Here is a 26,482-nt window from a genome sequence, read left to right on the forward strand (position 1 = left end):
GTGTTTCATAAATTTGGTCGCTCCGTTGTACTTCGAATTACGTCGATGATGATTAGCGTGATTTTAATGGCATTCATCAGCATTTTTTCTTCGATGTATATGTCTCAAATCAGCGAGAATGACGGAAAAGCCATCAACCTCTCGGGCTCGCTACGCATGATGAGCTACCGGATCACGACCCAAGCCGCCACCTTACAAAAGTCGCCCAATCAACAAAACCAGCAAAAAGTACAAGCTCTGATACAACGTTTCGAAACCTTATTTAGCGACCCGGTCCTTAAAAAGGATTTCATACGTTTTAACGAAATCGAACTACAACAAGAATACCAAGCCATTCGTCACAGCTGGCAAACCGTGATCAAGCCGCAATTAGCCAATGCCGATCAACATTTCGACTTAGAGCGATTTTTGCCCACCTTAGAATCCTTCGTCGAGAACATTGACCAGCTGGTTTACGGCTATCAACAAGTACTAGAAGAGCGCCTCGCTCTACTGAAGATAATTCAAACCGTAATGCTGTCGATTACTTTGCTGCTGATTGGTTTATCCTTGTATTCGATTCATCGACATATTGCACAACCACTCAAGGCATTAACTGCGGTTGCCGAAGCCTCATCCAAGGGAGATTGGAGTAAACGCTGTCATATTGAACGTGAAGACGAATTGGGGCTGTTGTCGCAAACCATCAATCAGGCTCACGACAGTATTCAAGCAATCCATCGAGACCTAGAACAACGGATCCACAATAAAACCATCCAGTTGAGTCGAAACAATGAAATTTTAACCTTTCTGTATAACGTGGCTCAGCAGGTAAATCAGTCGCATCTCGGCCAGCTTGCTTTTCGCGCTATTCTTGAGGAATTATGTTTAGTGAGCGAACGAAAAAAAATTGAGCTCAAACTATTCGCCAATGACTATCAGTTGCCCTATCAACATATTATTGTTGACCACCAAAGTCCTCCAGAGCAGCACTCTGAATCTACAGCGATCAGCACCTTTATCATCGAGCGGAACAATACCCAATTTGGCGAACTTATCGTAGCAGATGATCCCAGTGCTCCCTTAGAAGACTGGCAACAGAATTTATTACATTCCCTGGTCGATCAATTCGCAATCGCCTTAAGCTTAACCGAGCAACTCAATCAACAACGACGCATCGCCTTATTGGACGAACGGTCGATCATCGCCCGCGAGCTGCACGATTCATTAGCACAATCCTTGTCCTATTTAAAAATACAAGTCACCCGTATCGAAAAAGGCCTACAAGACGTTGATGTTCCAGAACAGGTGAGCAAACCGGTAGCAGAGCTTAAGGAAGGCCTCAGCTCAGCCTATCGACAATTGCGCGAGCTGCTCACGACATTTCGTTTGCAAATTGGCAATGGTGGCTTAAAGGCAGCACTGACCGATACCATCAAAACCCTCGCAGAGCGCAGTGACATCGATATTCGCCTTGACTACGACTGCACGCACGTACCTTTTGAGCCCAGTGAAGCCATTCATATTTTACAAATCACCAAAGAAGCCTTACAAAATGCCATCAAGCACTCCCATGGCTCGTTGGTCAGCATATCGTTGATTGAAAAGTCAAATAAATCAATTGAATTGTTGATCAAAGATAATGGAATTGGTATCAAAGAGATGGCGCTAAAATTAAACCATTATGGAACAGAAATTATGCAGGAGCGTTGTCATTCCTTACATGGCGAATTAACCATCCGCTCCCCTGATACGATGGGAACCGAAGTCGGTCTAACTTTCCTGCCAAATTATCTGAGTAAAGTCGAGAAAAATGCTTAATCTGCCTGAATAGCGTTAAGCCGAATGAACTTGTGACAAGGAGTGTAATGTGAGTACAAATGCAGCAACGGTGATGTTAGTCGATGATCACCCGCTATTTCGTAAAGGCTTACAGCAACTGATTGCCATGGAAGATGATCTGGTGGTACTGAGCGAGTATAACAATGGCTCGGACGCCATCATCGGGGCACTTCACGATGATCCTGATTTAATTATTTTAGACCTGAATATGCAAGGTATGGATGGCTTAGAAACCGTTCGTTTAATGCGTGAACAACACATCACCGCTCGCATTGTGATGTTAACTGTATCTGACGCCGAAGATGATGTATTAGCCGCCATTGAAAATGGAGCCGACGGTTACTTACTCAAAGATATGGAACCAGAAGACATTGTTGAAAACATTAAACAAGCGGTATTGGGAAAGCTGGCCCTATCTGATCGTCTGACTAAAGTTCTCGCCCAATCATGGCACAAACCCAAGCAACAGCCAGATGAAAACTTACTGGAAAGCTTAACTGGCCGAGAATCCCAAATTTTGATACTGATCGCCAAAGGCATGAGTAACAAACTGATTGCCCAAGAACTACGAATTACGGATGCCACCGTGAAAGTCCATGTAAAACACTTACTCAAGAAATTAAACTTACGCTCACGCTTAGAAGCTGCGGTTTGGCTGAAAGATCAGCAATTGTAAAAAACAGAAATAAACTAAAGCCTTAAACGAGATTTCGATTAGTAGCTCAAATTTGATCCCACTATTTCCGCTCAAAAGGCTTACTGGGGAATATTGTGTTTTTGCAGGATTTGCTTATACCGAGCACCCGATTTAAATTTTTTCAATTCATCAGAAAACTGCTTCACGAATGTTCGCTCAACATTTTGCTGATTAAACGCGATATAGAAATGCGTAGAGTCGATGGGATTAGCAGTAAGGGCAGCCACACGATCTTCAATGCCGAGAGTCTTGGCTAGAAACATCCCAGTGAGGTAGTCGCACACCGTGTAATCAATTCGCCCCGCGAACAATTTTTTCAAATTTAATTCCTCCCCGACGACCAGTTCATAATTATTTTCTTTTTTGACAAATTCCCAGAGGGCTTCACTATATTTGGTATCAAGCGCTAAACCAATCCGTTTCCCCTTCAAATCATCAAAGGAGTCAAATTTCAGTTTTCCAACATCAGCTCTACGGATAAAAAACACCCATCGGGCATCTAAGAGATGTTCATCCGGGTAATGAAAAAGCGCCTCTCTATCCTTGCTTTTCATAATCGTATAAAGGCTATCCGTTTGGCCAACTTTGAGCATACGCAAGGCTCTTGCCCACGGATAGATGGTATTCTTGTAATCAACGCCCATGTTCTGAAATACTTCAGCCACGATTTCCGAGACCACTCCCCCAACTTCTCCGTTTTCAAGCTTATAGACGTAAGGCGGAAACTCAGGGGAGGCAACTCTAAGCAAAGTCTGAGCTTGCGCCAACAAAGAAACAGGTAAAGTCAGCCAGCACATCAGCAAAAAAAAGAAAACAGATTTTGTCATATTCATTAACCCCCTTAATTCAAAACAACGAATAAGCTATCGGAAAAAACTGGGGCATCGGGTCACCAGCCACTTTTTCACACTGGGAAGACTTATCAAAATAACCATTCCATCATCAGACTACAGACCCGTTTAACTAAATATAATTCTAAGCCAAAACCATATGACCCGCACAAAATAGTTAAAAATGTGTACGATAATGTTAAAGATAAGATAATAAACGATTGGCAAGCAGTTAAAGATCAATGATGGTGAGATGAAACAGCAGCATGTTTTCATCGATGAAACCGAGCCTTACACGGTTAAATATAAGCGAGCTGAGCTGATGGCTCAGCGCCAACAAACTCTAGGGACGCGTATCGATGCTTCAACCATTGATTGAACAATAAACAGTGAGACTCCTTCGACAAAGCGTAAACAGCCAAGGTCCTACGTATTAATGGACAGCGCTTGTATAAAACAAACTAAGATCACACGAAATAATATAAAACAATCTTTATCCACTCATATCAAAGCCAAGCTTCAAGCAAAACAGCTATAAAAATCAAATAACTTAAAGTGACTACTAATAAATGCCCACTCATCAAGGGGGTTGTTAAATACTGTTCGCCTCCGCGCCCAGTTATTAGAGCAAATAGTCTAAACACCTTAGGGTTAACCCATATTCTATAAAACCAATAAGAATAAAAATTAATAATTTATGCGCAAGCTGTTACGTTTTAAAAAAAATAAAAACAAAAGACTACTGATTTCAAAAAATATAAAACGAATAAATCAATCACTTAAAGATTAACTCTTGGTAATTAGTAAGAAAATAAATAAAGAGGTAACACAAACAACCTGCCATAACACCAAGTGAGGTATAAAAATTTCTGGCAGAATCTATCCAGCGAGTTTCACCAACAACCAAGATCGATTATAAGTCATTGATTTTTATATTAAAAGATACGCCTAACAGGTAAAGTGAAAACTCACACCTGGTGTTCAAATGAACCCATTCACTTTGTCTTTCATTTATATGAACAAACAAGGTTGTTTGCTATTTATATAATAAGTATTTTCATACTATAAATAATAAAAAACCATGCATAAATCACACATGCTTACTCTTATATGCGTTCAAGATCTCAAAATAAAAGCTTGTATTTGATAAATTACTCACACCGAAAACATCACTTATAAATAAAAACTTCGGTTACACAATTGAACTTATAAATGGAGTATATAAACTTGAATAGATTACGAACCAAAAAAATAATATCAAGCCTCGTGACAGGTGTCAGCCTGTTCCCCTTAGCTCTACACATTCAAGCCGCAGAATACTGTAAAGACCAACCTGTTGACGGCGCTATATATAAAATAGTCAATGTTGGTTCTGAATTATTGCTTGCCGCAGAATCAGATTCAGAAAATGCAAATGTAGTAATTGAAAACAATGCAGGAAAAAACTCGCAACGCTTCTATTTAAACTACCAATCCAGCACTCATTATTGGACGATTCAAGCATCCAACACCGATTATGCGGCGAGCGTTAAAGATAGCTCGAGTAGCAACGGTGCAACGGTTCGACAAGAAGCATATGATTTTGGCGATAATCAACAATGGGAGCTCAAGCAAGCCACCTCAGGTGATTACATAGGTGCTTACAAAATTGTAAATAAAAAGTCGTCATTATCTTTAAGTGCTAACGGTACCAGTAACGGTTCAAATGTTCGCCAAGAAAACGACAGCAATACCGATACCCAACGTTGGTGGCTAGAGCCTGTAACCAGCAGTTGTTCTGGCTCAGCGGTGACCGAAAGCGTGGTGCTCAATGGCTCGGCTGGAGATGGCATCGTCAAATTAAGTTGGAATGACTCGAATACCAACTCAAATTACCAAATTTACCAAGATACCGACAGTGATCCTTCTGGTCGAACTCGCATTGCCAGCGTGTCGCCAAGCACCCTGAGTTACACAGCTTCCGGTCTACAAAACGGCAAAACCTATTACTTCTGGGTTAAATATACCAACAGTGATGGCGGCTACTCGAACTCATCGATGTTTAGTGCTACTCCCAAAGCTTCATCTTCTGGTGGCTCTAACGGCGATTCGTCCAGTTCTGCTGCTGCCCCAACGGCCGACGCAGCCAAATATGCAGGAGCCAACAGCGAGCCTAGAACCAACGGCTACCCTTCTTTTATTAAGAGTACCGTGAGCGGCGCAACCGTCGTATCTAGCTTAAGTAGTCTATTAAGTGCAATTGATAAAGCCAGCGCTGGTGATGTGATTTACATCCGTAGCGGCACTTATAAACCGTCTTCGCCAATTATTATCGACAACGATGGCTCCTCCTCTAAAACCATTGTGCTCAGTGCATACCCAGGGGATAACCGACCCGTCTTAGATTTTTCTGCAATGTCTGAAAGTGGTTCAAACCGCGGTATCGAAATGAAAGCCGATTACTGGCACATCTACGGCTTTGATATTAAAAAAGCCGGTGACAACGGTATGCATATGACTGGATCGCACAATACAGTTGAATTTATGGCTTTCTATGAAAATGCCGATACTGGCTTACAAATAGACAGCAATGCTGCGTACAACTTCATCAAAAATTCAGACTCTTACTACAATGCAGACTCTTCATTAGAAAATGCGGATGGTTTTGCGGCGAAGTTAGGTGTGGGTACCGGTAACTATTTCTACGGCTGCCGTGCTTGGCAGAACTTAGATGATGGTTTTGATGGATACTTGCGTGACAACGGCAGCAGCATCACCACAACCCATGAATATTCTTGGATGATCCGAAACGGTTATCAAAAGAATGGTTCAGAAGGTGTGGGCGACGGTAACGGTTTTAAAACGGGTGGTAGTGACAATAAAGATCTTGCCCACAACGGCATTTACATTAACACCATCTCTGCCGATAACACGGCTGACGGTTACGACCAAAACAGTAACCGTGGTGAAGTCACCATCTACAATGCGATATCCTACAAGAATGCACGCAACTATGGTTTAGGTGATGGCAGTAGTCGTCAACTTAAAAAACTCACCATCAAAAACAGTATTTCTTTAGATGGTGACAGTAGTGACAAACTTGACGCAGCATCAACAAGCATCAGTAAAAACGGCTGGCAAAATGTATCAACCTCTTCTTCTGACTTTGTAAGTTTGAACGTGGATGACCTACTGGCTGACCGTCAAGATGATGGTAGCCTGCCAGTGGTTGATTTCTTCCACCTGAAAAGTGACAGTGATTTAATTGATGCAGGGACCAATGTTGGTTTGAGCTACAACGGCTCAGCGCCCGATATCGGTGCTTTCGAATCGAACTAAGCATAACTGTTTAACACTGGCTTCATCTAAAGGGGACACATTGCTGTCCCCTTTTTCTATCTTTCTTGGATAACAGACTTCGAGACGGACTCACCCGTAACGAGTCTTTAAGCGTGCATAACAAGACACACAAAGAACTTCCCTTGATAATGCTCCGAACAGCGATCTCAAGTTAGAATGCTTATCGAGAACAACTACTTGGGATTTATTTTGTATAAATTGCCACTATCAGCGGTGAAGTAAAGATAACCTTGTGGATCCGCCGTTAAGGCTCTAATTCGCTCGCCCAAGTCTTCAAATAAACGTTCTTCTCCCACAGGCATGCCCTGTTGGTTCATAATGATGCGATTCAGATGTTGCAGTTTTAACGCCCCACTGAATAAATCTCCTTGCCAGGCTGGAAAGGCGGCGCCTGTATAACTGAGTAACGAACCGGGTGCAATAGAGGGAATATACACTTTAAGGGGCGAATTTATACCCGCTAGGGTTTCAGCCTCGCCCACCTTGAGCGGCCCCCAATACTCTTGACCATGCGAGGTAAGCGGCCAGCCGTAATTCCCTCCTGCTTCAATTAAATTAAGCTCATCGCCACCACGAGGGCCGTGTTCTATTGCCCACAAGCGATTGAACTTTCGGTCAAAAGCCAAGCCTTGCGGATTGCGATGACCATAACTATAAATGGCGTCGTCGACTTTGCTGTTCGCCACAAATGGATTATTGCTCGGCACGCTACCATCGAGGTTCAAGCGCAATATAGTCGCGGCGTGGTTCAGAGTATTTTGCCCGTTATCTCTGTTTCCGCGATCGCCAATAGAGAAGTAAATATGTTGCTGGGGATCAAATGCGATACGGCTACCATAATGGCGATTGGTAGCGCTCACAGAATCCGTGACCAACAAATCCTGCCAGTTAATCATCTGCACTTGGCCAAAGTCATTTATCACAATGTTGGCTTTGGCTAAGCTGGTGACCCCGCTATTGTTTTTTGGTTTGCTGTAGGTAAAGTAAAACCAGCCGTCGGGGCCTTTAACCACATCTAGTAAGCCACCTTGACCTTGCGCCCAAATGGCGGGCAAGCCCGATATTTTTTGCCACGCTTGCTGACCAGCCTGGGTTTTAGTGAGATCGACACTGAGTAACTCACCATGACGTAAGGTCACCAGTAAGGTCGACGAGTTTAACCAAGCCATTGCCCAGGGCGTACCGGGCAGCTGAACCAGCTTTTCCACTTGCAGTATATAGTCTTTGCTGGCCTGTAGTTGCAGTTTTTGAGCCGCCGAAACGCACCACGTAACGGCCCATAACAAACAAAGCATAACTTTAAACAACTGACTAAATACGGATGAGTTTGGCATAACACACCTCCTATAAAAGTGGCGCCCACTAAGCAGTTTGAATATGTCGCTTGATCATAGATCTAACGCAAAACTCAAATAGTGACAAGTCCTTGAACCATCCTCCCAATAATCAGCCCGCATTGCCCTTAAAACAAGCCGCCCCGCATTAACCTAAGGAGGCTTATTTTGGTTAAGAAGTGGCGGCTACGCAAATAAAGCCGCCTCTCTCATTGGGTCTTTAGGTATCGCAGAAATTAATTTTCGGGTGTATTCATGTTGTGGATCGGCATAAATACGGTCTGAATCACCAATCTCAACAACTTTGCCTTGTTGCATTACCATAATTTGATCGGAGATGTGTTTAACCACCGACAAGTCATGAGAAATAAACAAATAAGAAATTTGGAACTCGTCTTGTAAATCTTGGAGTAAATTCAAGACCTGCGACTGAACTGACACATCGAGGGCGGAAACCGATTCATCGCAAATCAGCACATCGGGTTTCAAGGTTAAACAGCGGGCTATCGCAATCCGTTGACGTTGACCTCCAGAAAATTCATGGGGATACTTGTTAAACGCACTTTTGGGCAGACTCACCCGCTCTAAAAGTGATTCAGCCATTTGTCTACGGTCTGCTTTATCCTGACCAATCCCATGCAGTAACATCGGTTCCATCAATATTTGGCCGACCGTGAATCTCGGATTTAGAGAAGCGTAAGGATTTTGGAAAATAATCTGTACCCGGCGTTTCAGCGGTTTAAACGCCTCATCGGACATTCCCAGAATTTCTTCTCCCTTAAAAAAAGCATCCCCAGACGTCGCATTAAGCAGACGCATAATGGTATGACCCACGGTAGATTTACCCGAACCAGACTCTCCTACGATGCCTAAGGTTTTACCACGTTGTAATTGAAAGGACACCCCATCCACAGCTTTTAATTGCTTGCGATGAAACAATCCTGTCTTAATATTAAAGTACTTACATAGGTTATTCACCTCAAGCACTACCTCTCCCGTTTCCTGATATCCTCGGGCTCGCTCTGAGGGAAGCTGATAGGGCTCGTCTTGCAGGAAGTCATCAATCACAGCCAGTCGCTCGGGCCTATAGTCAAGTGTTGGACGACAGTTCAAAAGGGCCTTGGTGTATGGGTGCTGCGGTTGCGTAAAAATAGACTTAATGTCTCCTTGCTCGCAAATCACACCATGGCGCATCACAATCACTTGATCGGCAAATTCAGCGACCACGCCAAGATCATGGGTGATAAATAACACCGACATCTTGTGCTTTTTTTGCATTTTGGCCAACAGATCCAGAATCTGTTTCTGAATCGTCACATCCAGCGCCGTGGTTGGTTCGTCGGCGATCAACAGCTTGGGTTCACAGGCAATCGCCATCGCGATCATAACCCGTTGTTGCTGGCCACCCGATAACTCATGTGGATAAGCATGAATACGATTTTCCGGATCGGGCAAGCCCACTTCGGTCAACAAATCAATCGCTTTGCGCTTCGCGGACTTTTTGCTAATGTCTTTGTGTTGCAACAAGGTTTCAATGATTTGGTTACCAATGGTGAACACTGGATTGAGCGAGCTCATCGGCTCCTGAAAAATCATCGCAACATCGCCACCGCGTAATTTACGTAAAGATTTTTTCGACATGCTTAACACGTCGCTGCCATCAAATTCTATCTCACTTTCAGAAGAAATTAAGGTATTGGAACTTGGTAATAATCCCATAAGCGCCATTGAAGTCACTGATTTTCCAGACCCTGATTCACCAACCAGCGCAACGGTCATATTTCTTGGGATCTCGAAATTAACCCTTTTTAGGGCGTGAAATAGACGACCATCTTCCAATCTAAAGTCGACGCTTAAGTTTTTAACATTGAGTAAGGAACTGTCCATTATATTCTCCACCGTTACTTCACTTTAGGGTCTAATGCGTCACGCAAGCTATCGGTCAATAAGCTAAATGCAGTCACCAGAATCGACATAAACACAGTAACGGTAATCATTTGCCACCAATAACCTTGTATCAACTCTGCTGGCACCTCCGCTAACATAGCCCCCCAACTGGTTTGGGTGATATCAACCCCAAATCCAAGGAAGGAAAGTACCACTTCCGATTTGATCATCCCCACCGTGAGAATGGAAAACTGTACCAATAACAAGTGACTCACATTGGGAAGAATATGCAAAAACATTTTGCGAACATGGCCCGCACCAATGGCATCCGCGGCTTGCACATACTCACGATGCTTATGTTTCATAAACTCGGCTCGCATCACACGAAATACCGATGTCCATGAAGTCACGGCAAAGATGATGATCAAGGTATCAATGCCTCGAGAAAACACCACCGCAAAAGATAACAGCAATAACATCTCGGGAATGGAAGTAAAGATGCTGTAAAACCACATCAGCAGATCATCAACCCACTTACCGAAATAACCCGCAATCGCGCCTAAAATAGTACCAATAATAATCGCGCAAAAAGAGCCAAACAGCGCCACAGTCACCGACACTGAAGTTCCTTTAATGGTTTTTTGTAAAATGTCGCGTCCACGACCATCCGCCCCTAAGATAAGAGAATGGGCTTTTTCTATGGTTTCGGTTTCATATTGCTCGGCATTCGAACTGGCTTCCGCCATCAATGCCGCCAAAGGGTCGTCGGCAGCATCGGCAATCTCATTTTGAGCGCTCGGAGATTCCGAATAACTAACAGCTTTGACTTCAGCGCCACGCGCTTCCCAAGTCGCAAAACTTGGCGGTGCATGGGGTAATGCAATTTCTTCGCGCCAATTTTCACCCGCAAGATTCATCCATCCAGCGAGTGATAACAATAAGTATAAACTGACAATCATCAAGCTAATATAACCGACTTTGTCGTTTTTTAGCCGTTGCCAGCCGAGCGTCCATAAACTTCGGGTATGGGCATCTTCTTGTTGCACCACATTTTCTAGTTCGATAGCAACATCGTTAGTTTGATATTTCACGGTCTATTCTTCCCTACCTTACATTCCTAATTTAATTGCACGCGTGGATCGACCAGCTTATAAATCAAGTCCGCAAGCAGATTAAAAATCATAATGGTAATCACGAGATAGATGGTAATGGCTTTAATCACAGGAAAATCACTGGCATTAACTGCTCTTAGTATTTCGTTGCCTAAACCGGGGATACCAAAAAACCGTTCGATCAACACCGACCCAGTGATCATATAAGGTAAGGAAGACATCACTCCCGTAACAATCGGAATCAGTGCATTACGCATCACATGTTTTAAAACAACGGTTCTCTCCGACAAACCCTTTGCTCTCGCAGTACGAACGTAATCGTTGTTCATCTCTTCAACAAAACAGGTACGATAAAAGCGCGTGTCTGGTGCAATGCTCACGGCAACCCCAATCAATAGCGGTAGCGGTATATAAATCAGGAAGTTTTGCCACATATCATTGCCCCAGCCGAACACTGGAAACCATTGCATTTTATAGGCAAGAAAGTATTGCCCGGCGATGATATACACCAAGATACTGATCGACATTGCAACCGTTGAAATAATAGTCACAGTACGGTCATAAGCGCTGCCGTTGTAGTAAGCGACAGATGCGGCAAACAGCAGTGAGAAAAACAGTGAACACATTTGCCAAGTCAACAACAGCATCACCGATGGACCAATGCGACTATTGATGATCTCAGAGACAGGCTGTTGGGTTGACCAAGAGGTGCCAAAGTCCATACTGATCACTTGCTTAACAAAAATCCAGAACTGTTCAGGCAGACTTTTATCCAAGCCTAATTGAGCATGAATGCTGGCCAGCATCTCATTACTCAGGCTTTTCCCTGCCAAAATATAAGATGGATCACCGCCAACCAGGGTGTACAGTGTAAACAGTAGCAACATCACCCCAAGCAAGGTGGGGATCATTTGCCAGCTGCGGCGAATAACATAAGAAAGCATGCAGTCTCCTCGAGCAAAAAAACATCAATACAACGCACCTCATGGTGAGTTGTATTGAATAATACAGATGAAATAGAACGGTTATTTGTCTACTTCTATGTAACGCCAAGGAGCTTGCATAATTGGATGGGTTTTATAGCCATGAACATTTTTGTGAGACACATAGCTACGTACCCGCGTGTCGCCAAAAATGTAGGGCTGGTACTGTACAACCAGTTTATTCATATGGTCATAAAGCTTCTGTCGCTTCTCTCCATTTGGCAGGCTTAACGCTTCTTCATAATCTTTATTAAAGGCGGGTAAGTTAAACGCTGCAAAATTAGAATCACCTTTATTGGGACCATAAAACATCTGCATGAAATTCTCGCCATCAGGGTAGTCGGCACTCCATGCCAATCCCCACATCTGCAATTTACCTTCACGGTTGGCTTTTGACAATTCAGGCCATTTACCGGGTTTGAACGAGAGTTTTATTTTAAGCGAATCAAAATCTTGCTGCCAAAATTCATTCCATTCACGGTCAACAGCAGAAGTGGTGGTTCCCATTTGAACCGATAATGGCGAACCATCCGGTAGGGTACGGTAACCGTCGTCACCGATTTTGTAACCCGCTGCATCCAATAATGCATTAGCTTTTGCTGGGTTATATTTCACTGAACTTTTTACTTTAGGATTATGGCCTGCAACCCCTTCTGGGATCGCATATTCTACAGGAACCGCCTGCCCACGACGAATTCTGGCAATCGTTTCATTAATCGGAAAACCCATGGCAATTGCACGGCGTAATGCAATGTTAGCAGGGGTATAGCCGCCAACAACGGGATCTTCCATATTAAAGAAGTAAAATACAATTTCGAGTATTTTACTACGTTGCAGGGTAATGCCTTCATCCACATATTTTTGTGCTAATTTCACATCCAGCGGGTCGTTAGGATTCATCACTAACGCTTCTTTCAGCGCGGGTTGGGGAATCATATTCAGATCAAGCTGATTATTTAAAAAAGCAAGCCAGGCGGGTTGTTCCTCTTCAATAATACTAATGTTGATGTGCTGCATTTGTGGCAAAGTTTTACCATGCATCTCTTGAGCAACCCGAACAGAAATTGGATCGCTCGGATCAGGCTGATAATTAAACACCGATTTACGGAAATTTGGGTTTGCGTCTAGGGTAATTTTACTGCCCGGTTTCCACTCTGTGAGCATGTATGGACCGGTTCCAACCGGATGCGCATTGGTATTTGCGGCATTGGCTTCAATCACTTCTCGTGCAACAGCGCCAAAAGTGGGCATTGCCAAAATAGTCGCAAAATTATAGTTCTTGCTGGTTAGGTTCAATTGTAAGGTATATTTATCTAACGCTTTAATACCTTCAATCTGCGTGTCGTAATTCAGCGCACCATTACCAGCTTGGGTGACCATTTCATCGGTACCAACAAACTTGCCATCAACCAGATAGCTCTGTGGCGAATTAATGGTTTTATCGAATATCCGTTTCAAGGAATAAACGTAATCAGCAGCAACCAGCTCTCTCTTTTTACCTTTAAACGCGGGGTCATCTGCAAAATAGATCCCCGATTTTATTTTAAAAGTATAGGTTTTTCCGTCATTCGTAATAGTTGGTAAGGCTTCAATGGTATTAGGAATAAGCTTAATCGGGCGAGCAAGGTAGTCATAGGTGAGTAAAGAGTCGTAAATATTTTCAATGACTTTACCGGAATAAATATCAGAAACTTTCGCAGGGTCAAAGCCCGTTGCTGCAAGTTCGAATGCAACATTGAGTGTACTTTTACTTTCTCCAGCATACAGCGAACAAGAAGCTAGCATCGCCGCAGAGAGCAGGCCTATCTTATAGAGTTTGTTCTTCATTCGATCCTCTTCATATTAAGTTGTTAGGTAACTAATTGATATGACATAGCAAATAACAAGCCATCTCCTTTTTTCTTTTCACAGACTCTTTAACTTATACAGTTTTGTTACATTTCCAACAGACTCATCACTCACCTTGTCCGAGTCTACCGGTACATGTATATACAACACGTTGTATTATATAGGTCTTTGCTATCGCCATACAGCCAATATCTTGTAAGGTTTTTGTTTAGACATATTTATGACGAGTCGCCCAAATTCGACATGTTCCGTTGAGTGTTTCACTGAATTGGCTCACAACACCCTGCAAATCGCACCAAGTTGGACGTTTCCAATTGAAAGCAACGCGATAGATAACCACCTTAAGAACCACTTATGTTCACCGCTTGCAAACTGCAATTTTTTCCATTGAGACAAAAGCTTAAAAAAATCCACATAGCAAAATAAACTGCCTCACTTACTGATAGCACCTTCTGGCTCAAAAGACCCAAACACTAAACCAGCTATTAGTTTCCTTCCATTTTTATCCCAAGCTCAAGCCAATGAAAGGCATTATTCAGTGCTGCGGCGTACCGCCTAAATATTATACTTATCAGTATCGATAACAAAAGCACCAGAAGCCAAAGCCGCTTCATAAAATTGCTCAAGCTGTTTTCGGCTATCAGCAGTAAAAGCAACATGTATAGGTGACTGTTGTAGGCGACCTTTCCCAAACCACAACTCTGGTTTTCCATTCTTTCCGAAACCTCTCGCGCCATCAAACGCCACTATCTTCTTAATGCCCAATGGAGTAAGCGCATTGGAGTAAAATTAATTACGCTTTGTTAAATCTGATACTGAAAATCCAATGTTCACAGTCATATCCTTTATGCTTCTGATGCCTAGCCATAATACTCTGCTAGTGAAAGTAGCGATATTCAGTATTTCAGACGGCTTCAACAAACTAGCTCGACACGCTTAGCTGCAATGCTTTCCAAAACAGAAGAATCATGACAAATGAAACTGACCAAAAATATAGCGGTTTAGACGACTGCTAAGGCAACTCGTGTCATTTCAAGAGTTGCCATGGATGTCTACCTAATTTTACGTCATGTTGTGATTTAAGAATTACTTTAACCATTGTCATTTAACAACCTACGATTTAACCCAGCGACATTCACAAGCCGTTAATTCAAAGCAGTTAATTCAAGTTAATTCAAGTTAATTCAGACAGCCATGATAAAAACCTACGGTTATTTACATTAACGGAGCCTTGAGGTGGATGTCTTGTTATATTTTATGTTCTACGAGTATACACCCAGCAAACCAAGCGCTTGCATCTTCAATCACAATGTCACTTATGTATAAAGTTGCTTTGAACTCATCGCCAACAATTACTTGAGCGTTATTCTGAATAGTTTCAATTCGTTGTTCCAATATCTCATGCGACCTTTTAGTAGACGAGTCATCAGCAGCAGAGTAAAAAGTAAATGCACCAAATTCCATTGAAGACTGCAACTTCTTTCGTTTTAGAACGCCAGTAATTCTTTTTAAATCTGATTCATATTGTGTCTTATTAAATACTCTGTTCTTTACTTCAATTACGGCTCTAGGAGCTCCTTTTGCCCACCAAAGTAGAAGATCAAAACGTCCGCCGGATCGTATATCTCTATGAATTCGACCTTTACCAACAGCTCCAGCATAGTCAAGAGCATCGTATGCACCGTTTTCAATCGTTACATACTTATTGCCTTTTGCTTGATGCAAACACCGCGCAACAGTTGTTGTTATAAAGTACTCAGGAGCCCAACAAACCCAGTCCCCGCCAGACATATCACAGTATTCGTTTTGTGCCAATACAACACCTTCAAGACATACATCTACTATTGTCAATCTTGATATTCGACCTTTCAAATTTTCTCCAAGTAATTAACAGCTTCTGATAAAAATTTAATTTAGACACCAATTAAATTTAGACACCCATGATAAAAACCTGCGGTTATTTACATTAACTGAGCCTTGAAGTGGGTATCTTGTTTTTTTGTTGTTGTTTCTTTGTTGTTTTTGACGAAAGCCAAAACCTGTTCAGACCATTGCAGCCATTTTGCGGCTTGGAATAAGCGACTCCGTAATTTTATTTCAGCCCCAACAAGCGCCAGAATGATTTTTTTGGACTCTCTGGTTGAGGGATCAGCCGACCGAATTCATTCAGTAATTCAGCATTTAGAGAAGCCGCAATTTCGAGCAATGCAGAGACTTCATTGGCTGTTGAATTAGTGATGGTAATTTCATTATTTTCAAAGTGAAGCTCAACAACATTGTCTTGATTTTCAAGCTTTAAAAAGAACAAGTGCTCTCGGCAAGCGTCCTCAACAAGTGACTCAAACTCACCTTTATCGTGAATGTCATTCATTTCATTTATTCGAGTGACCATTTCACCCACAGATTCCATAAACATGGGATCTGTGGCTCTGAATAGCTTTGCATTCAAGTCAGCTTCAAGCATGGCTTCATGCAAAGCTAAAGGCCCATCCAGTTCACATTGTTTGTTATTACGTTTTATCTTCAAAACTTTCTCCGTTAAATACAGTTTTAAAAGCGCAGTTAATTTAGACACCCATAATAAAAATCTATGATTATTTGCACGGTCAAATAGTTGAGACGACCATTTTATTATTTATAATTTTGACTACTGCTAAATTTCGAGGAATTGCTTCTACACATATTCTCATTTTTTAGCTATCCTTGCGCATAGCTATTATCTTTACTGTTTGTATTACGCAACTTTTCATAAACTCACCACGGAATGATTCCACATCTTTTTGCATTTTTTCCAACTCTAATGCTTTGATAGAATATTTATTAAGTGCATTTCTGTAAACGACCCTTAATTCATTTTATGAATTTTTTCCGATTGATTTATTATTAAATTTCTCCTTTAGCTTAACTTTATATAAAACATCATTGATAACTTCTTCTTCATTTTTCTTGAATAGATGAAAATCAACCAAAGCAGTCCATGTAACCATACAACCAAATTCAGCCTCAATAGTAATACTGTCCTTATTTTTACGACCAGTCGGGACATTTTCTCCAGTATTATTATTTGCTATTTGGTTCTGATGAGTAAATAAAGTTGGTTGTTCTATACGACATGTTTTATTCCAAGATATGCATGAGTTACCACAGGGCTGCCCCTTTTTACAAACCTTTGCGAAAGCGCTTGTCGAAAGTAAAATAAAAAATGTATTAAAATATTCATAAAACCTGCTGGGCTAGCTAACAGCTTCTCTGAAGAAAAAAAACCTTGTTATCATACGGGAGTCGACCTTATTTCATCCATTAATTGTTCAATAGCATATCACTACTTTTTAATAATTTCAGATAGTTAGCACATAAATTGATAGTAAAGTCATATTCAAGGATGCATTCATTGCTAGCAACAAGGCATTGCATAAACACAGCAAAAGCTTGACCCGGATCACCATTTTATTTAACATCCCGCGTCGAAAAAATTTTAGGTCGGTATGGTTATTCCGGCCCTCCCCCCTCGGTGAGATCTAGTCGCGATTGGCGAACCCACGGCACTAACCTTTAATTAGGATGGTGCAGCGGTGTATTTAATCATGTCCTAAGCATCATCCATGACTTGGATGAAACCATGCAAAACCCAAAAACCATTATTATTGCTCAGTTCCTCATTTCATTAATGATGGCGTTCTTAATGACCGGCATTTTCAGCTTTATCGAATTAGGCTTTAACGCACAATGGCTGAGTATCTGGCTCGAGCGTTTCCTACTGGCCTGGCCGATTGCCTTTTTACTTTCACTGGTGGTCAGTAAAGTTTCCTTTGGTATTGCCCTGAAACTCACGGCCTCGCGCGAAACCTGAGGCAGGCTACTCACAAGCCAGGACAACTGCGTTTTTGGCATGTCGGCAGGCGAATGAGATTGAACCAGCATCCGCCTGCTCAGAAGCTAAATTTAGTCCACGAGTTGCTGATAACGCTCGGCCAGGCGCTGTTTCAATGCATTTAGCATGCTGCGTTCTATTTCCTGTTCCAATTCGTCGCTGTCGTCATCCACCAACAAACTCTCGATGGTGGCCATCAGTGATAACAGCAAGTGATGATTTTCAGCATCCCAGTACCATTGGTCAGCGTCCTGCAACAGGCCAATTAACTGGGATCGCTGGTTGAGCAACTCACTCAGTTTCAGTTGACACTGCGTATGGTAAGCGGCGCGGTTGGCTAGCTGCTCGGCGAGCTCTGCTAACCAGACCGGATCCTGAGCTTCAAACATGTAAAAACAGCGTGACCAGTCATTTTTATCTTCAATCGCCTGTAATAGGCTCTCTAAGGAATAGAGCTGGTGATTTTGCGGCTGCTGAACCTGTACATGGCCGTGACCATCGCAGTGATAAACGGGCGCTAAAAACCGATACTGCTGTAAGTGGGCCACCGGATCTTCAATCTCGGCGGTGCTGGCAAACCGCGAGTCCATGGCCGAGCGCTGGGCTTGATGAAGCTCACTCAGCATTTGCTCGATCCGCCTGAATAAGGGCGCTCCCTCATTACAACCGGCAAACCGTAGCTCGGCTTTAAGGGTGGGAAGTAGCTCCAACAGCGCCGCGATTTGCGCACTGGCAGCGGCTTGCCCGAGGTTTTGCTCATTCATATTTTTTCACCCTTAAACGATATTCGGCATAGGGATGGGCCGATACCTGAATCCTGATCCAAGTGTGCGGCAGTTCCACCAGCACATGGTCTCCCGCCGCCTGTTGTTGAGCTTGGTAGCCCTCGCCTCCAAGCGAGTAGCCAGCGTCCCCCTCCAGTGAATCGATGGCAATCGAGAATTGATCGCCCGCAAAACCAAGGATGAAGTATTGATTTTCGTGCTCGCCCCCCACAATATCCTGAACCTGAAAGGGCTGGGCCGGCGACTCGATATTCAGGTAATAGTAATCTCGGCTCAGCCCTTGAACATGACGTAACAGCTGGGTATCGGCGGCCGACAACGGCCAGCTTGCCACGCTAAGTAAGGCCACCAGCAATCCACTGCATAAACCGGCGTTCATGATTTAACTCCCAAATAACACGTATTGTTGCGGCGTTTCAAAAAATTGCAGCGGATTATCACCATCCGGCTGCAGCTGCAGCGCATTGAGGATCCAGGTATCGATGGGTGGCATGTAGTTTTCATCCACGCTCAGCTTCAGCCCGTCCAGCCAAATGCCAACCTCGGGCTCGGAAGCATGTTGCAAGATATTTTCAAGCGCCACCGCGCTATGCCAATGGGTTTCATCCATAACCATCACCTCACTAATAATACTTTCGCGGAACTTCGCCAGACTGGGGATGACGATGCTGCAGATTAAAGCCTGCACATTATTCGGCTGAATTTGTTGCCAATCGAGTTGCTCGTTGTAGCGCAGATAGTGACAAAACAGCTGCACAAAGGCAGCCAGTGCCTGTGGCTCCCGAGTTTTACTCAGGATGAAAAAAAACGGTTTGCCGGCTTCGTAGATCAAGGGATTATAAATAAGCTCTTGCGCTTGACCTTGGCTCAGCTTGAGCATGATGTTTTCACATAATGCCGACTCCGCCAGCAACTGAGCCAGTGGTGCCTGCCAAAAGGCGTCTGGCTCCAAGCTATCGTCAATCGTGAGACTATCACTCAACTCGAAATGCTCGTCCGCTGCAGCATCGGCTTGCTCCGACCCGTATTGATGGCGAAAACACCCCACAGGCTGGCCATCTTTGAGCCATTGCAGCAGCTCGCGGATTGGCTTTAGTTTGGAAGAATATGGCGCACGAAAATGTAACTCGGCTTCAATATCTTTGAGCAGATATGCCGCTTGTTTGAGAAGATTTGCTTGGCTCTGTATCAGACTCACCGCGGTTCCTTATTCACTCACGCTCCATGAAACCCTGATTAGGGCTGACTGAGGCCAACGGCGGCCTCAAACACTAATCATAAAGACAGAGCACTAAGCTTGCATTGATTTGACCCCGCAAGCTGCTCAAACCAAGCATCACTGGCGGTTTTGGCTTTGCCAGAGTTGCCGATAGAGAGCTTCAAATTGCGGCAATACTGCCTCTGCAGAATAATGCTGTGCCACAGTTTGCCTCGCCCGAGCGCTCAACGCATGCTGTAGCTGAGTGCTATGCTGCCACTCCAGCAAACATTTGACCCCGCAAGCTGCTCAAACCAAACGTCACTGGCCGCTTTAGCTTTGCCAGAGTTGCCGATAGAGAGCTTCAAACTGCGGCAATACTGCCTCTGCAGAATAATGCTGTGCCACTACAGTTTGCCTCGCCCGAGCGCTCAACGCATGCTGTAGCTAAGTGCTATGCTGCCACTCCAGCAAACATTTGACCCCGCAAGCTGCTCACACCAAGCATCACTGGCGGTTTTAGCTTTGCCAGAGTTGCCGATAGAGAGCTTCAAATTGCGGCAATACTGCCTCTGCAGAATAATGCTGTGCCACGGTTTGCCTCGCCCGAGCGCTCAACGCATGCTGTAGCTGGGTGCTATGCTGCCACTCCAGCAAACAATCCCGCCATTGGCTGCGCTGAAATTGCTCAAATAGGAAACCATTCACCCGATGTTGGATTAACTGACCCAAGGCGCCCACATTAGTGGCCATCACCGGGATCCCCCGCGCCATGGCTTCCAGCGCCGCTAAGGGTAAACCTTCGTGGCGCGATGGCATGCACAATAAGTCGATATTCGCCCAATGATTGCTCATGGCAGATTTTCGGCCATGAAAGACGAGGTTCGCTAAAGGGGGGAGATTTGCCTGTTCAAACCAGTCGCCTTCCCCGTACACCGCAAAATCAAACTGCGGCAGCGCCTTGGCTAAGTCATAGAAACGATCGGGACCTTTCACCTGAGTTAAGCGCCCAACCAATGCGATGGTCGGGCTGCGATTCACGCTTGCCAGGCTGGCCCTTGCTGCGGGTAACTCAACAAAGTTATTGATGACTTGGCAAGACGCCGCCACCCGGCTGGCGATTGGCTGGCTCACCGCAATGCGTTGCTGCGACAGCCACGCGCTATAGCGATCCGCAAAATCATACAGTGCTAAACGACCCTGGCAGGCTTCACCCGCATGAAAGCTGGACACCAGCCTGATGGGCTGAAACAGACGCACCAAGCGGGCGACAATACTGGCCTTGTAGCCATGACTATGCACCACACAAGGCGAATAATCATTCAACGCTCGGCGCAGTGTTCGTATCGAACCATCCAGCACCAGCCAAGCCACCTGATGCTGATTAAGCTGGGCCAGCATCGGATGGTCTGGTTGATAGGCGCGCCACAATATCACACAAACCGGATGCCTGCGCTTGGCCAGAGCCTGAGCTAAATTGACCACGTGGCTTTCAATCCCGCCGACCGTTTGGCTGTCGATAAACAGCCAAATCGCCTGAGTTTGCGGGGGAGTATCACTGCTTCGATAAGTTTGCATCGGCGCTACTCAATTAAAAGTTAAAAGTCAGGGTTTGTGTCCCAAACTCAGCCAAGCTCAGCTGCTGCTGAACGCTGTTCACATTTCCCGAAGACAACTGCCATACTTCGGCAATTAACAGCGAAGCATGGGCCGGTACGGTCAATTGCAGCGCCATTTGCGAAGCACTGATTTGGCCTCGCCATAAACAAGAGCTGTATTCGATGCTGCCACTGTCGGCATTTTTCCAATGAGTGCAAATATTTAGATAAGCACGCTCGCCTTGCGAATAGGGGTAGCGAATGTTCAGCTGCCGCTGCTGCTGATTAACAAAACTAAAATTTTCGGCAACCTGGAGCTGCTCAAGGCTACTCACCACAGGCGCAGGTTCTGGGCTGGGCGCCGGTGGCTCGACGGTTGATGGCTGCTCTACTGGTGCAGGTTCAATCGGCGCTGCGGGCTGCTCGTTATTCTGATTATTTGCAGGGGCGCTGTCACTGCCACCACCACAGCCCACCATTAGTAAACTGGTCGCCAAGATTGAGCTATAAAACAGTCGGTTTGTGATTTGTGTAAAGCCAGTCATGTTACTTCCCCTCTTGTTGATAAATTAACTCGCTACGCGCATTTTCTAATAAGTACCAATCACCACTTTCTAAACCTTCGCTTTGTGCATATTGCAAAAACTGTGGATAGGCATCGGCAACGCTGACTCGCTCGAAGGGATACTGCCAGTTATAGGGCACAATAATCGCCCAGGGCAGGCCATTAGCAGTTTGGTAATAACTGCCCGAAGATGGATTTGAACTGTCATCGAAACTTCCCCAAAGGCTATCGCTGGCTTGGGTACTTGGGCTTTGATTTTTCACATGCACTTCTAAACCACGCGCTGGCGAGTCACTAAAATAGGGCTCGCGTGAATGTTCGGTAGCAAAAATAAAAGGGTCAAACGGCGCACTTGGCAGGCTCGCCAAATCAAGCCCTTCAAGCAAGGGTAAATGCACTTTAAAATGGAGCTGCCCCGCCCCTTCACAATCGCTTTGAGTTTTGTAAAAATCACATTGATTTTGCGGATTAATGTACTGGCGCACATCACTCGCAATAATCGCCACAATCTCATCACTGGCTTCGTCAATTACGCTGTGTGCTTGCAGCTCGCCATTGATTTCAAAACGGATGGTAGCCCTGTCGAGCAAACTTTTAGCGAGGCCCGGAATACGAATGGCAAAACCATTATGAAAGCTGGCACCCACCGCCCGCACCTCACCCTGCAACTCAATACGGGCGACCTCTGCATTGTTAAAGCTAAGCACTTTGGTTTGCAAATTCACCACTAAATCGTTCAGATCGTAGTCGCCCGCTGCGGGCCAGTTATCTTCAAAGGCAACCGTGGCATAGCCATCGGCACTGGGGTAGTAACTCACCTGAGTCGCCGCATCCCCCACATAAATTTGATAATCTTCCACCTCTCCGTCGGGCGCCCCGCCAGTGGCTTGCACCCCAGCGACCGAGCTAACTCTAAAGCGAGCCCAACGCTCGCCACTGGTATAGCCTTCGGGGATAGAGACCAACAAAGACTGAACACCGGGATCCACCGCTTGGTCATTCAAGATCTGCTCTTGAACGTCAAATACGCCGTTCCCATTGAGATCGATCCAGCCATTCAAATAGCCTTCGCCAGAACTATCTACTTGCAGTACAAAATCTAAACCCACCTGCAGAGCGGTGACAAAGGCGATACCGTCTTCATCATCCAACAAACGAGAACTGTCATCGCTGGCTGGATAAACATAGGCATCCATTTCCCCATCCACCCGCTGACCGAGGCGAATGCCCCCGGCCACCAACTGGTGTCTGGCGCCGTTTTCGGCCAAACGGGTGCCAAAACTTGACGGTGCATCGCCAAAGTCGATGTTGGCATCATCTTCCGCGACAATTGGTGCGATGGCGCAACGCGCACCATCGTTATTACTCGAAGCGGGGCCCTGGGCATATCGCAGTGCGGTAGGCTGTGCTGCACTAATGTCGATTTGAAAAATTAAACCATCACTATTACGGCTAATGTAGAGATTACCGTCTACATCAAAATACACTGCGCCAAAGGTGCCAGTTTGACCGACCGTTGCTAACGACTGGCTGCTACCATCGTTGGGATCAATCCGCCATAACACCCCCTTATTATCAACGCTATACAGCATGCCGTTGTCGGGATGAAAGGCCATATCAAAGATCCGCAGGTTTAGCGCGGCCCCATCAACGATCCGTTGCATACTCAAATAGTCAGCATCATTGGGGGCTAAAGACACCCGGTACAGACCGCGATCCACCCCACTGCGATACAAATAGTGGGCGTTTTCATCCACCGCCACATCTCCCACATAAAAACTCACCTGACTATCGATGCCATTCCAATTCAGACTGAGCGGCTGCAGCTGATAGTCGTCACCAATTTTGGCCAGCGTTTGATGTTGGTAACTCCAGGCGTAGAGGTGATCGTCATGCAGGTTAAAACCGATAGCGTTCAGTTTGCCGCTGGTCCCCATATCAGAAGAGAGGTTTTGGTAATGACCAGTGGCTAAATTCACACCAAAGAGCTGTGCAACGTTTTGCTGCACTAAAAATGCCTGCGTCGGGCAAGTTGAGAATGCCGCCCCATAGCTACTCATTGGTGAGCAGAGCAAGGCCAAGGCGAGAGGTTTCCAAGGTTTCATAATCCATCCTGTCTGTGCTGAGTTAGATACCGATAGCCCTTGGATAGCAAAAGCCAAGCCAGATCCATAATGAACTGATTTAACTAGATATTACTCGGATTTATAAAATAGTATTCAGTTAGCCTGAAGGTAGATTCGCAAACTGCAAAAACCAGCATAGCTTAAACTTGGTTGGTCATTTGGCGACGATTTAAGCGGAATTAAACAGCCAAACCAAGCTTAAGTCGAGTCCAAGCGTTAAGCCTTATAGACCCAAATTAACACTGAGGCCTTCCTTAAGCCTTAAGCGCTAGAAGCTAGAAGCTAGAAGTTAGAATTAAAAGTGGGGCTTCCCTGAACCCTAAACCTTAGGCCTTGGGCGCTGGCAACTAAAATAAAAGTGGGGACTCCTTAAGCCTGAGCCTTAAGCGCTAGAAGCTAGAAGTTAGAATTAAAAGTGGGGCTTCCCTGAACCCTAAACCTTAGGCCTTGGGCGCTGGCAACTAAAATAAAAGTGGGGACTCCTTGAGCCTGAGCCTTAAGCGCTAGAAGCTAGAAGTTAGAATTAAACGTGGGGCTTCCCTGAACCCTAAACCTTAGGCCTTGGGCGCTGGCAACTAAAATAAAAGTGGGGACTCCTTGAGCCTGAGCCTTAAGCGCTAGAAGCTAGAAGTTAGAATTAAACGTGGGGCTTCCCTGAACCCTAAACCTTAGGCCTTGGGCGCTGGCAACTAAAATAAAAGTGGGGACTCCTTGAGCCTGAGCCTTAAGCGCTAGAAGGTAGAATTAAAAATGGGGGCTTCCTTGGGCCTTAAACCTTAGACCTTAGGCGCTGGAAGCTAGAGTTGAGAATAGGACCTTAATACCAATCTAATTCATTATATGAGCAAGCTATGGCGCAGAATAAATCTGCCAATAACGAGCCATGAAGCGCAGTCACTCGTGGCTCTAATTACAATATACATCAAACGGTTAGCGGTTATTTAGGCGAGCAAGAATGAATAGATAATTCCTTAGATTGGTATAAGCCTTAGAAATTGCGGCCCCATGAGCGAGCCGCATAATTGAACCATCAATTTTCTAAAAAATACCATCGAGGCTTAAAGCTCGGTCTCATCCCAAGTCTGCTTTTTACGGTAAATGGTGGATGGACTCACATCTAACAGCTCTGCGGCCTTGGGGATATTGCCATCACAATGATCGATGGCATGCTCAATCGCCTCTTTCTCGGTGAGCCACAGCGGCTGTATTTGATACTGGCTACCATGATTGCTCGGCAATTCACTGGTCGCCACTTCCTCCGCATGGCGACCATCGGCACCAATCGCGCCTTCCGGAATTAATTGATTCAGCGGCGGCGGCAACTGGCTGGCTAACACTTCTTTACCATCGTGCAATACGCAAATATTGCGGATCACATTTTGTAGCTGCCGAACATTACCCGGCCAATCATAATTGCTGATGATGGTCGCGCTTAAGCTGGAAAAACGTCGAAATTGCTTGCCTTCTTCCTTGGCATAGCGGCGCAAAAACTGTTGCGCAATGGCTGGTACATCCAGACCCCGGTCACGCAGTGGCGGTAAGTGGATCGGCACCACATATAAACGGTAATACAAATCTTCCCGAAAGCGACCCGCTTGAACCTCTTCCCAGGGATCGCGATTGGTCGCGCACAAGAAGCGCACATCAACCTGCTCTTCTTGACTGCCACCCACTTTTTGAAAACGCCCAGTCTGCACAAATCGTAATAACTTGGTTTGCAGATCCATGTCCATTTCACCGATTTCATCGAGAAACAGGGTGCCACCATTAGCCTGCACAGCAGCCCCTTGCCGCGCCGAAGAGGCACCGGTAAAAGCACCTTTTACATGGCCGAAGATCTCGCTTTCCATGAGATCTTTAGGAATTGCACCGCAATTGAGGGCAATAAAAGGTTTATCGGCCCGCTGTCCCTGTTGATAAATCGCCTCGGCGCAAACTTCTTTACCTGTGCCACTTTCGCCAGTAATAAACACCGTTGCCTTACTGGCGGCCACAGCTTCAATCATTCGATAGACATTCTGCATCGCCAAGCTGCCACCAATAAAGCCATGGAAACGCTCACGCCCGGCGTCCGCCTGATAGTCCTCGACTAAGGATTTTAGTTTATGTAATTTAAGCGCATTGTTTACCGTTACCCGCAAGCGACTCGCGTCGAAGGGTTTTTCGATAAAGTCCACCACCCCCAAACGCATCGAATCAACCGCCACATCGACCGAGCCGTAGGCGGTAATAATAATCACCGAAGTTGGCAGGCTGCGCTCTACCATCCATTCTAAAACCTGCATGCCACTCATATCGGGAAGATTGAGGTCAAGTAACATGACCTGCACCGATTGCTTAGAAAGAAATTCGATAGCTGCGCCACCAGTGGCGACTCGTTGAAGTTTAAGCTCGTCTTTGCTGAGATAAGCCTGATAGGTAGCGGCCAGTGTGGCACTGTCTTCCACCAACAAAACCGAGGCTTTCATATCACTTCCCATGTACCGTC

At 45.0% G+C, this 26,482-nt stretch carries 21 protein-coding genes; 5 read left to right on the forward strand and 16 right to left on the reverse strand.

Annotation, left to right across the window (positions count from 1 at the left end; translation table 11 throughout):
- Together ACRRSY_RS13710 and narL are read left to right on the forward strand one after the other, a co-directional pair.
- Window positions 1-1,800, forward strand: a complete 1,800-nt coding sequence (locus ACRRSY_RS13710) for a type IV pili methyl-accepting chemotaxis transducer N-terminal domain-containing protein (RefSeq protein WP_432452651.1) — start codon at window positions 1-3, stop codon at window positions 1,798-1,800.
- Window positions 1,801-1,849: 49 nt separating this feature from the next.
- Window positions 1,850-2,497: a two-component system response regulator NarL gene (gene narL, locus ACRRSY_RS13715; protein WP_432452650.1), complete on the forward strand. Its 648-nt coding sequence runs from the start codon at window positions 1,850-1,852 to the stop codon at window positions 2,495-2,497.
- Window positions 2,498-2,577: 80 nt separating this feature from the next.
- Here narL and ACRRSY_RS13720 read toward each other — a convergent pair whose 3' ends face one another.
- Entirely contained in the window at window positions 2,578-3,351 is a 774-nt protein-coding gene (locus ACRRSY_RS13720) for a substrate-binding periplasmic protein (protein WP_432463440.1), read from the reverse strand.
- Between the two features lie 250 nt (window positions 3,352-3,601).
- On the opposite strand from ACRRSY_RS13720, the gene ACRRSY_RS13725 reads away from it, so the two are divergent.
- Both ACRRSY_RS13725 and ACRRSY_RS13730 read left to right on the forward strand, forming a co-directional pair.
- Window positions 3,602-3,727, forward strand: coding sequence for a hypothetical protein (locus ACRRSY_RS13725; protein ID WP_432463441.1), 126 nt, complete (start codon window positions 3,602-3,604; stop codon window positions 3,725-3,727).
- A gap of 848 nt (window positions 3,728-4,575) precedes the next feature.
- Window positions 4,576-6,666: an RICIN domain-containing protein gene (locus ACRRSY_RS13730; protein WP_432463442.1), complete on the forward strand. Its 2,091-nt coding sequence runs from the start codon at window positions 4,576-4,578 to the stop codon at window positions 6,664-6,666.
- Window positions 6,667-6,860: 194 nt separating this feature from the next.
- Here ACRRSY_RS13730 and ACRRSY_RS13735 read toward each other — a convergent pair whose 3' ends face one another.
- From ACRRSY_RS13735 to ACRRSY_RS13770, 8 genes are all read right to left on the reverse strand, one after another.
- Entirely contained in the window at window positions 6,861-8,021 is a 1,161-nt protein-coding gene (locus ACRRSY_RS13735; RefSeq protein WP_432463443.1) for a PQQ-dependent sugar dehydrogenase, read from the reverse strand.
- Between the two features lie 186 nt (window positions 8,022-8,207).
- On the reverse strand, window positions 8,208-9,908 hold the full coding sequence (locus ACRRSY_RS13740; protein WP_432452645.1) for an ABC transporter ATP-binding protein: 1,701 nt from the start codon (window positions 9,906-9,908) through the stop codon (window positions 8,208-8,210).
- A gap of 14 nt (window positions 9,909-9,922) precedes the next feature.
- Window positions 9,923-10,999 (reverse strand): ABC transporter permease, encoded by a 1,077-nt coding sequence (locus ACRRSY_RS13745; RefSeq protein ID WP_432452644.1) that lies wholly within the window; start codon window positions 10,997-10,999, stop codon window positions 9,923-9,925.
- Between the two features lie 26 nt (window positions 11,000-11,025).
- Window positions 11,026-11,964 (reverse strand): ABC transporter permease, encoded by a 939-nt coding sequence (locus tag ACRRSY_RS13750; RefSeq protein WP_432452643.1) that lies wholly within the window; start codon window positions 11,962-11,964, stop codon window positions 11,026-11,028.
- An 81-nt stretch (window positions 11,965-12,045) separates the two neighbouring features.
- On the reverse strand, window positions 12,046-13,830 hold the full coding sequence (locus ACRRSY_RS13755; RefSeq protein ID WP_432463444.1) for an ABC transporter substrate-binding protein: 1,785 nt from the start codon (window positions 13,828-13,830) through the stop codon (window positions 12,046-12,048).
- 576 nt (window positions 13,831-14,406) lie between these two features.
- Window positions 14,407-14,616, reverse strand: coding sequence for a hypothetical protein (locus ACRRSY_RS13760; protein ID WP_432463445.1), 210 nt, complete (start codon window positions 14,614-14,616; stop codon window positions 14,407-14,409).
- A 483-nt stretch (window positions 14,617-15,099) separates the two neighbouring features.
- On the reverse strand, window positions 15,100-15,723 hold the full coding sequence (locus ACRRSY_RS13765; protein WP_432463446.1) for a hypothetical protein: 624 nt from the start codon (window positions 15,721-15,723) through the stop codon (window positions 15,100-15,102).
- Between the two features lie 220 nt (window positions 15,724-15,943).
- Complete coding sequence (locus tag ACRRSY_RS13770) at window positions 15,944-16,426, reverse strand: hypothetical protein (RefSeq protein ID WP_432463447.1); 483 nt, start codon at window positions 16,424-16,426, stop codon at window positions 15,944-15,946.
- A gap of 1,044 nt (window positions 16,427-17,470) precedes the next feature.
- Between ACRRSY_RS13770 and ACRRSY_RS13775 the strand changes: the two genes are divergently transcribed.
- On the forward strand, window positions 17,471-17,701 hold the full coding sequence (locus ACRRSY_RS13775; RefSeq protein WP_432463448.1) for a DUF2798 domain-containing protein: 231 nt from the start codon (window positions 17,471-17,473) through the stop codon (window positions 17,699-17,701).
- Window positions 17,702-17,793: 92 nt separating this feature from the next.
- On the opposite strand, the gene ACRRSY_RS13780 is transcribed toward ACRRSY_RS13775, so the two are convergent.
- The 7 genes from ACRRSY_RS13780 to ACRRSY_RS13810 form a co-directional block, all read right to left on the reverse strand.
- Window positions 17,794-18,486 carry a hypothetical protein gene (locus ACRRSY_RS13780; protein WP_432463449.1) on the reverse strand — a complete coding sequence of 231 codons (693 nt, stop codon included), beginning with the start codon at window positions 18,484-18,486 and terminating at the stop codon, window positions 17,794-17,796.
- Window positions 18,479-18,886 carry a hypothetical protein gene (locus ACRRSY_RS13785; protein ID WP_432463450.1) on the reverse strand — a complete coding sequence of 136 codons (408 nt, stop codon included), beginning with the start codon at window positions 18,884-18,886 and terminating at the stop codon, window positions 18,479-18,481. The genes ACRRSY_RS13780 and ACRRSY_RS13785 overlap by 8 nt, the downstream gene beginning before the upstream one ends.
- Window positions 18,887-18,889: 3 nt before the next feature.
- Window positions 18,890-19,705, reverse strand: coding sequence for a hypothetical protein (locus ACRRSY_RS13790; RefSeq protein ID WP_432463452.1), 816 nt, complete (start codon window positions 19,703-19,705; stop codon window positions 18,890-18,892).
- Between the two features lie 519 nt (window positions 19,706-20,224).
- Window positions 20,225-21,283, reverse strand: a complete 1,059-nt coding sequence (locus ACRRSY_RS13795; protein ID WP_432463453.1) for a glycosyltransferase family 4 protein — start codon at window positions 21,281-21,283, stop codon at window positions 20,225-20,227.
- Window positions 21,284-21,296: 13 nt separating this feature from the next.
- The gene (locus tag ACRRSY_RS13800) at window positions 21,297-21,848 is read right to left on the reverse strand and encodes a hypothetical protein (protein WP_432463454.1); all 552 of its coding nucleotides are present in this window, start codon (window positions 21,846-21,848) and stop codon (window positions 21,297-21,299) included.
- Between the two features lies 1 nt (window position 21,849).
- On the reverse strand, window positions 21,850-23,973 hold the full coding sequence (locus tag ACRRSY_RS13805; protein ID WP_432463455.1) for an LruC domain-containing protein: 2,124 nt from the start codon (window positions 23,971-23,973) through the stop codon (window positions 21,850-21,852).
- A gap of 1,079 nt (window positions 23,974-25,052) precedes the next feature.
- The gene (locus tag ACRRSY_RS13810) at window positions 25,053-26,462 is read right to left on the reverse strand and encodes a sigma-54-dependent transcriptional regulator (RefSeq protein ID WP_432463456.1); all 1,410 of its coding nucleotides are present in this window, start codon (window positions 26,460-26,462) and stop codon (window positions 25,053-25,055) included.
- Window positions 26,463-26,482: the final 20 nt, after the last annotated feature.

Origin of the sequence: Agarivorans sp. QJM3NY_33 (genome assembly GCF_050870865.2) — a bacterium.
Taxonomy (GTDB): Bacteria; Pseudomonadota; Gammaproteobacteria; order Enterobacterales; family Celerinatantimonadaceae; genus Agarivorans.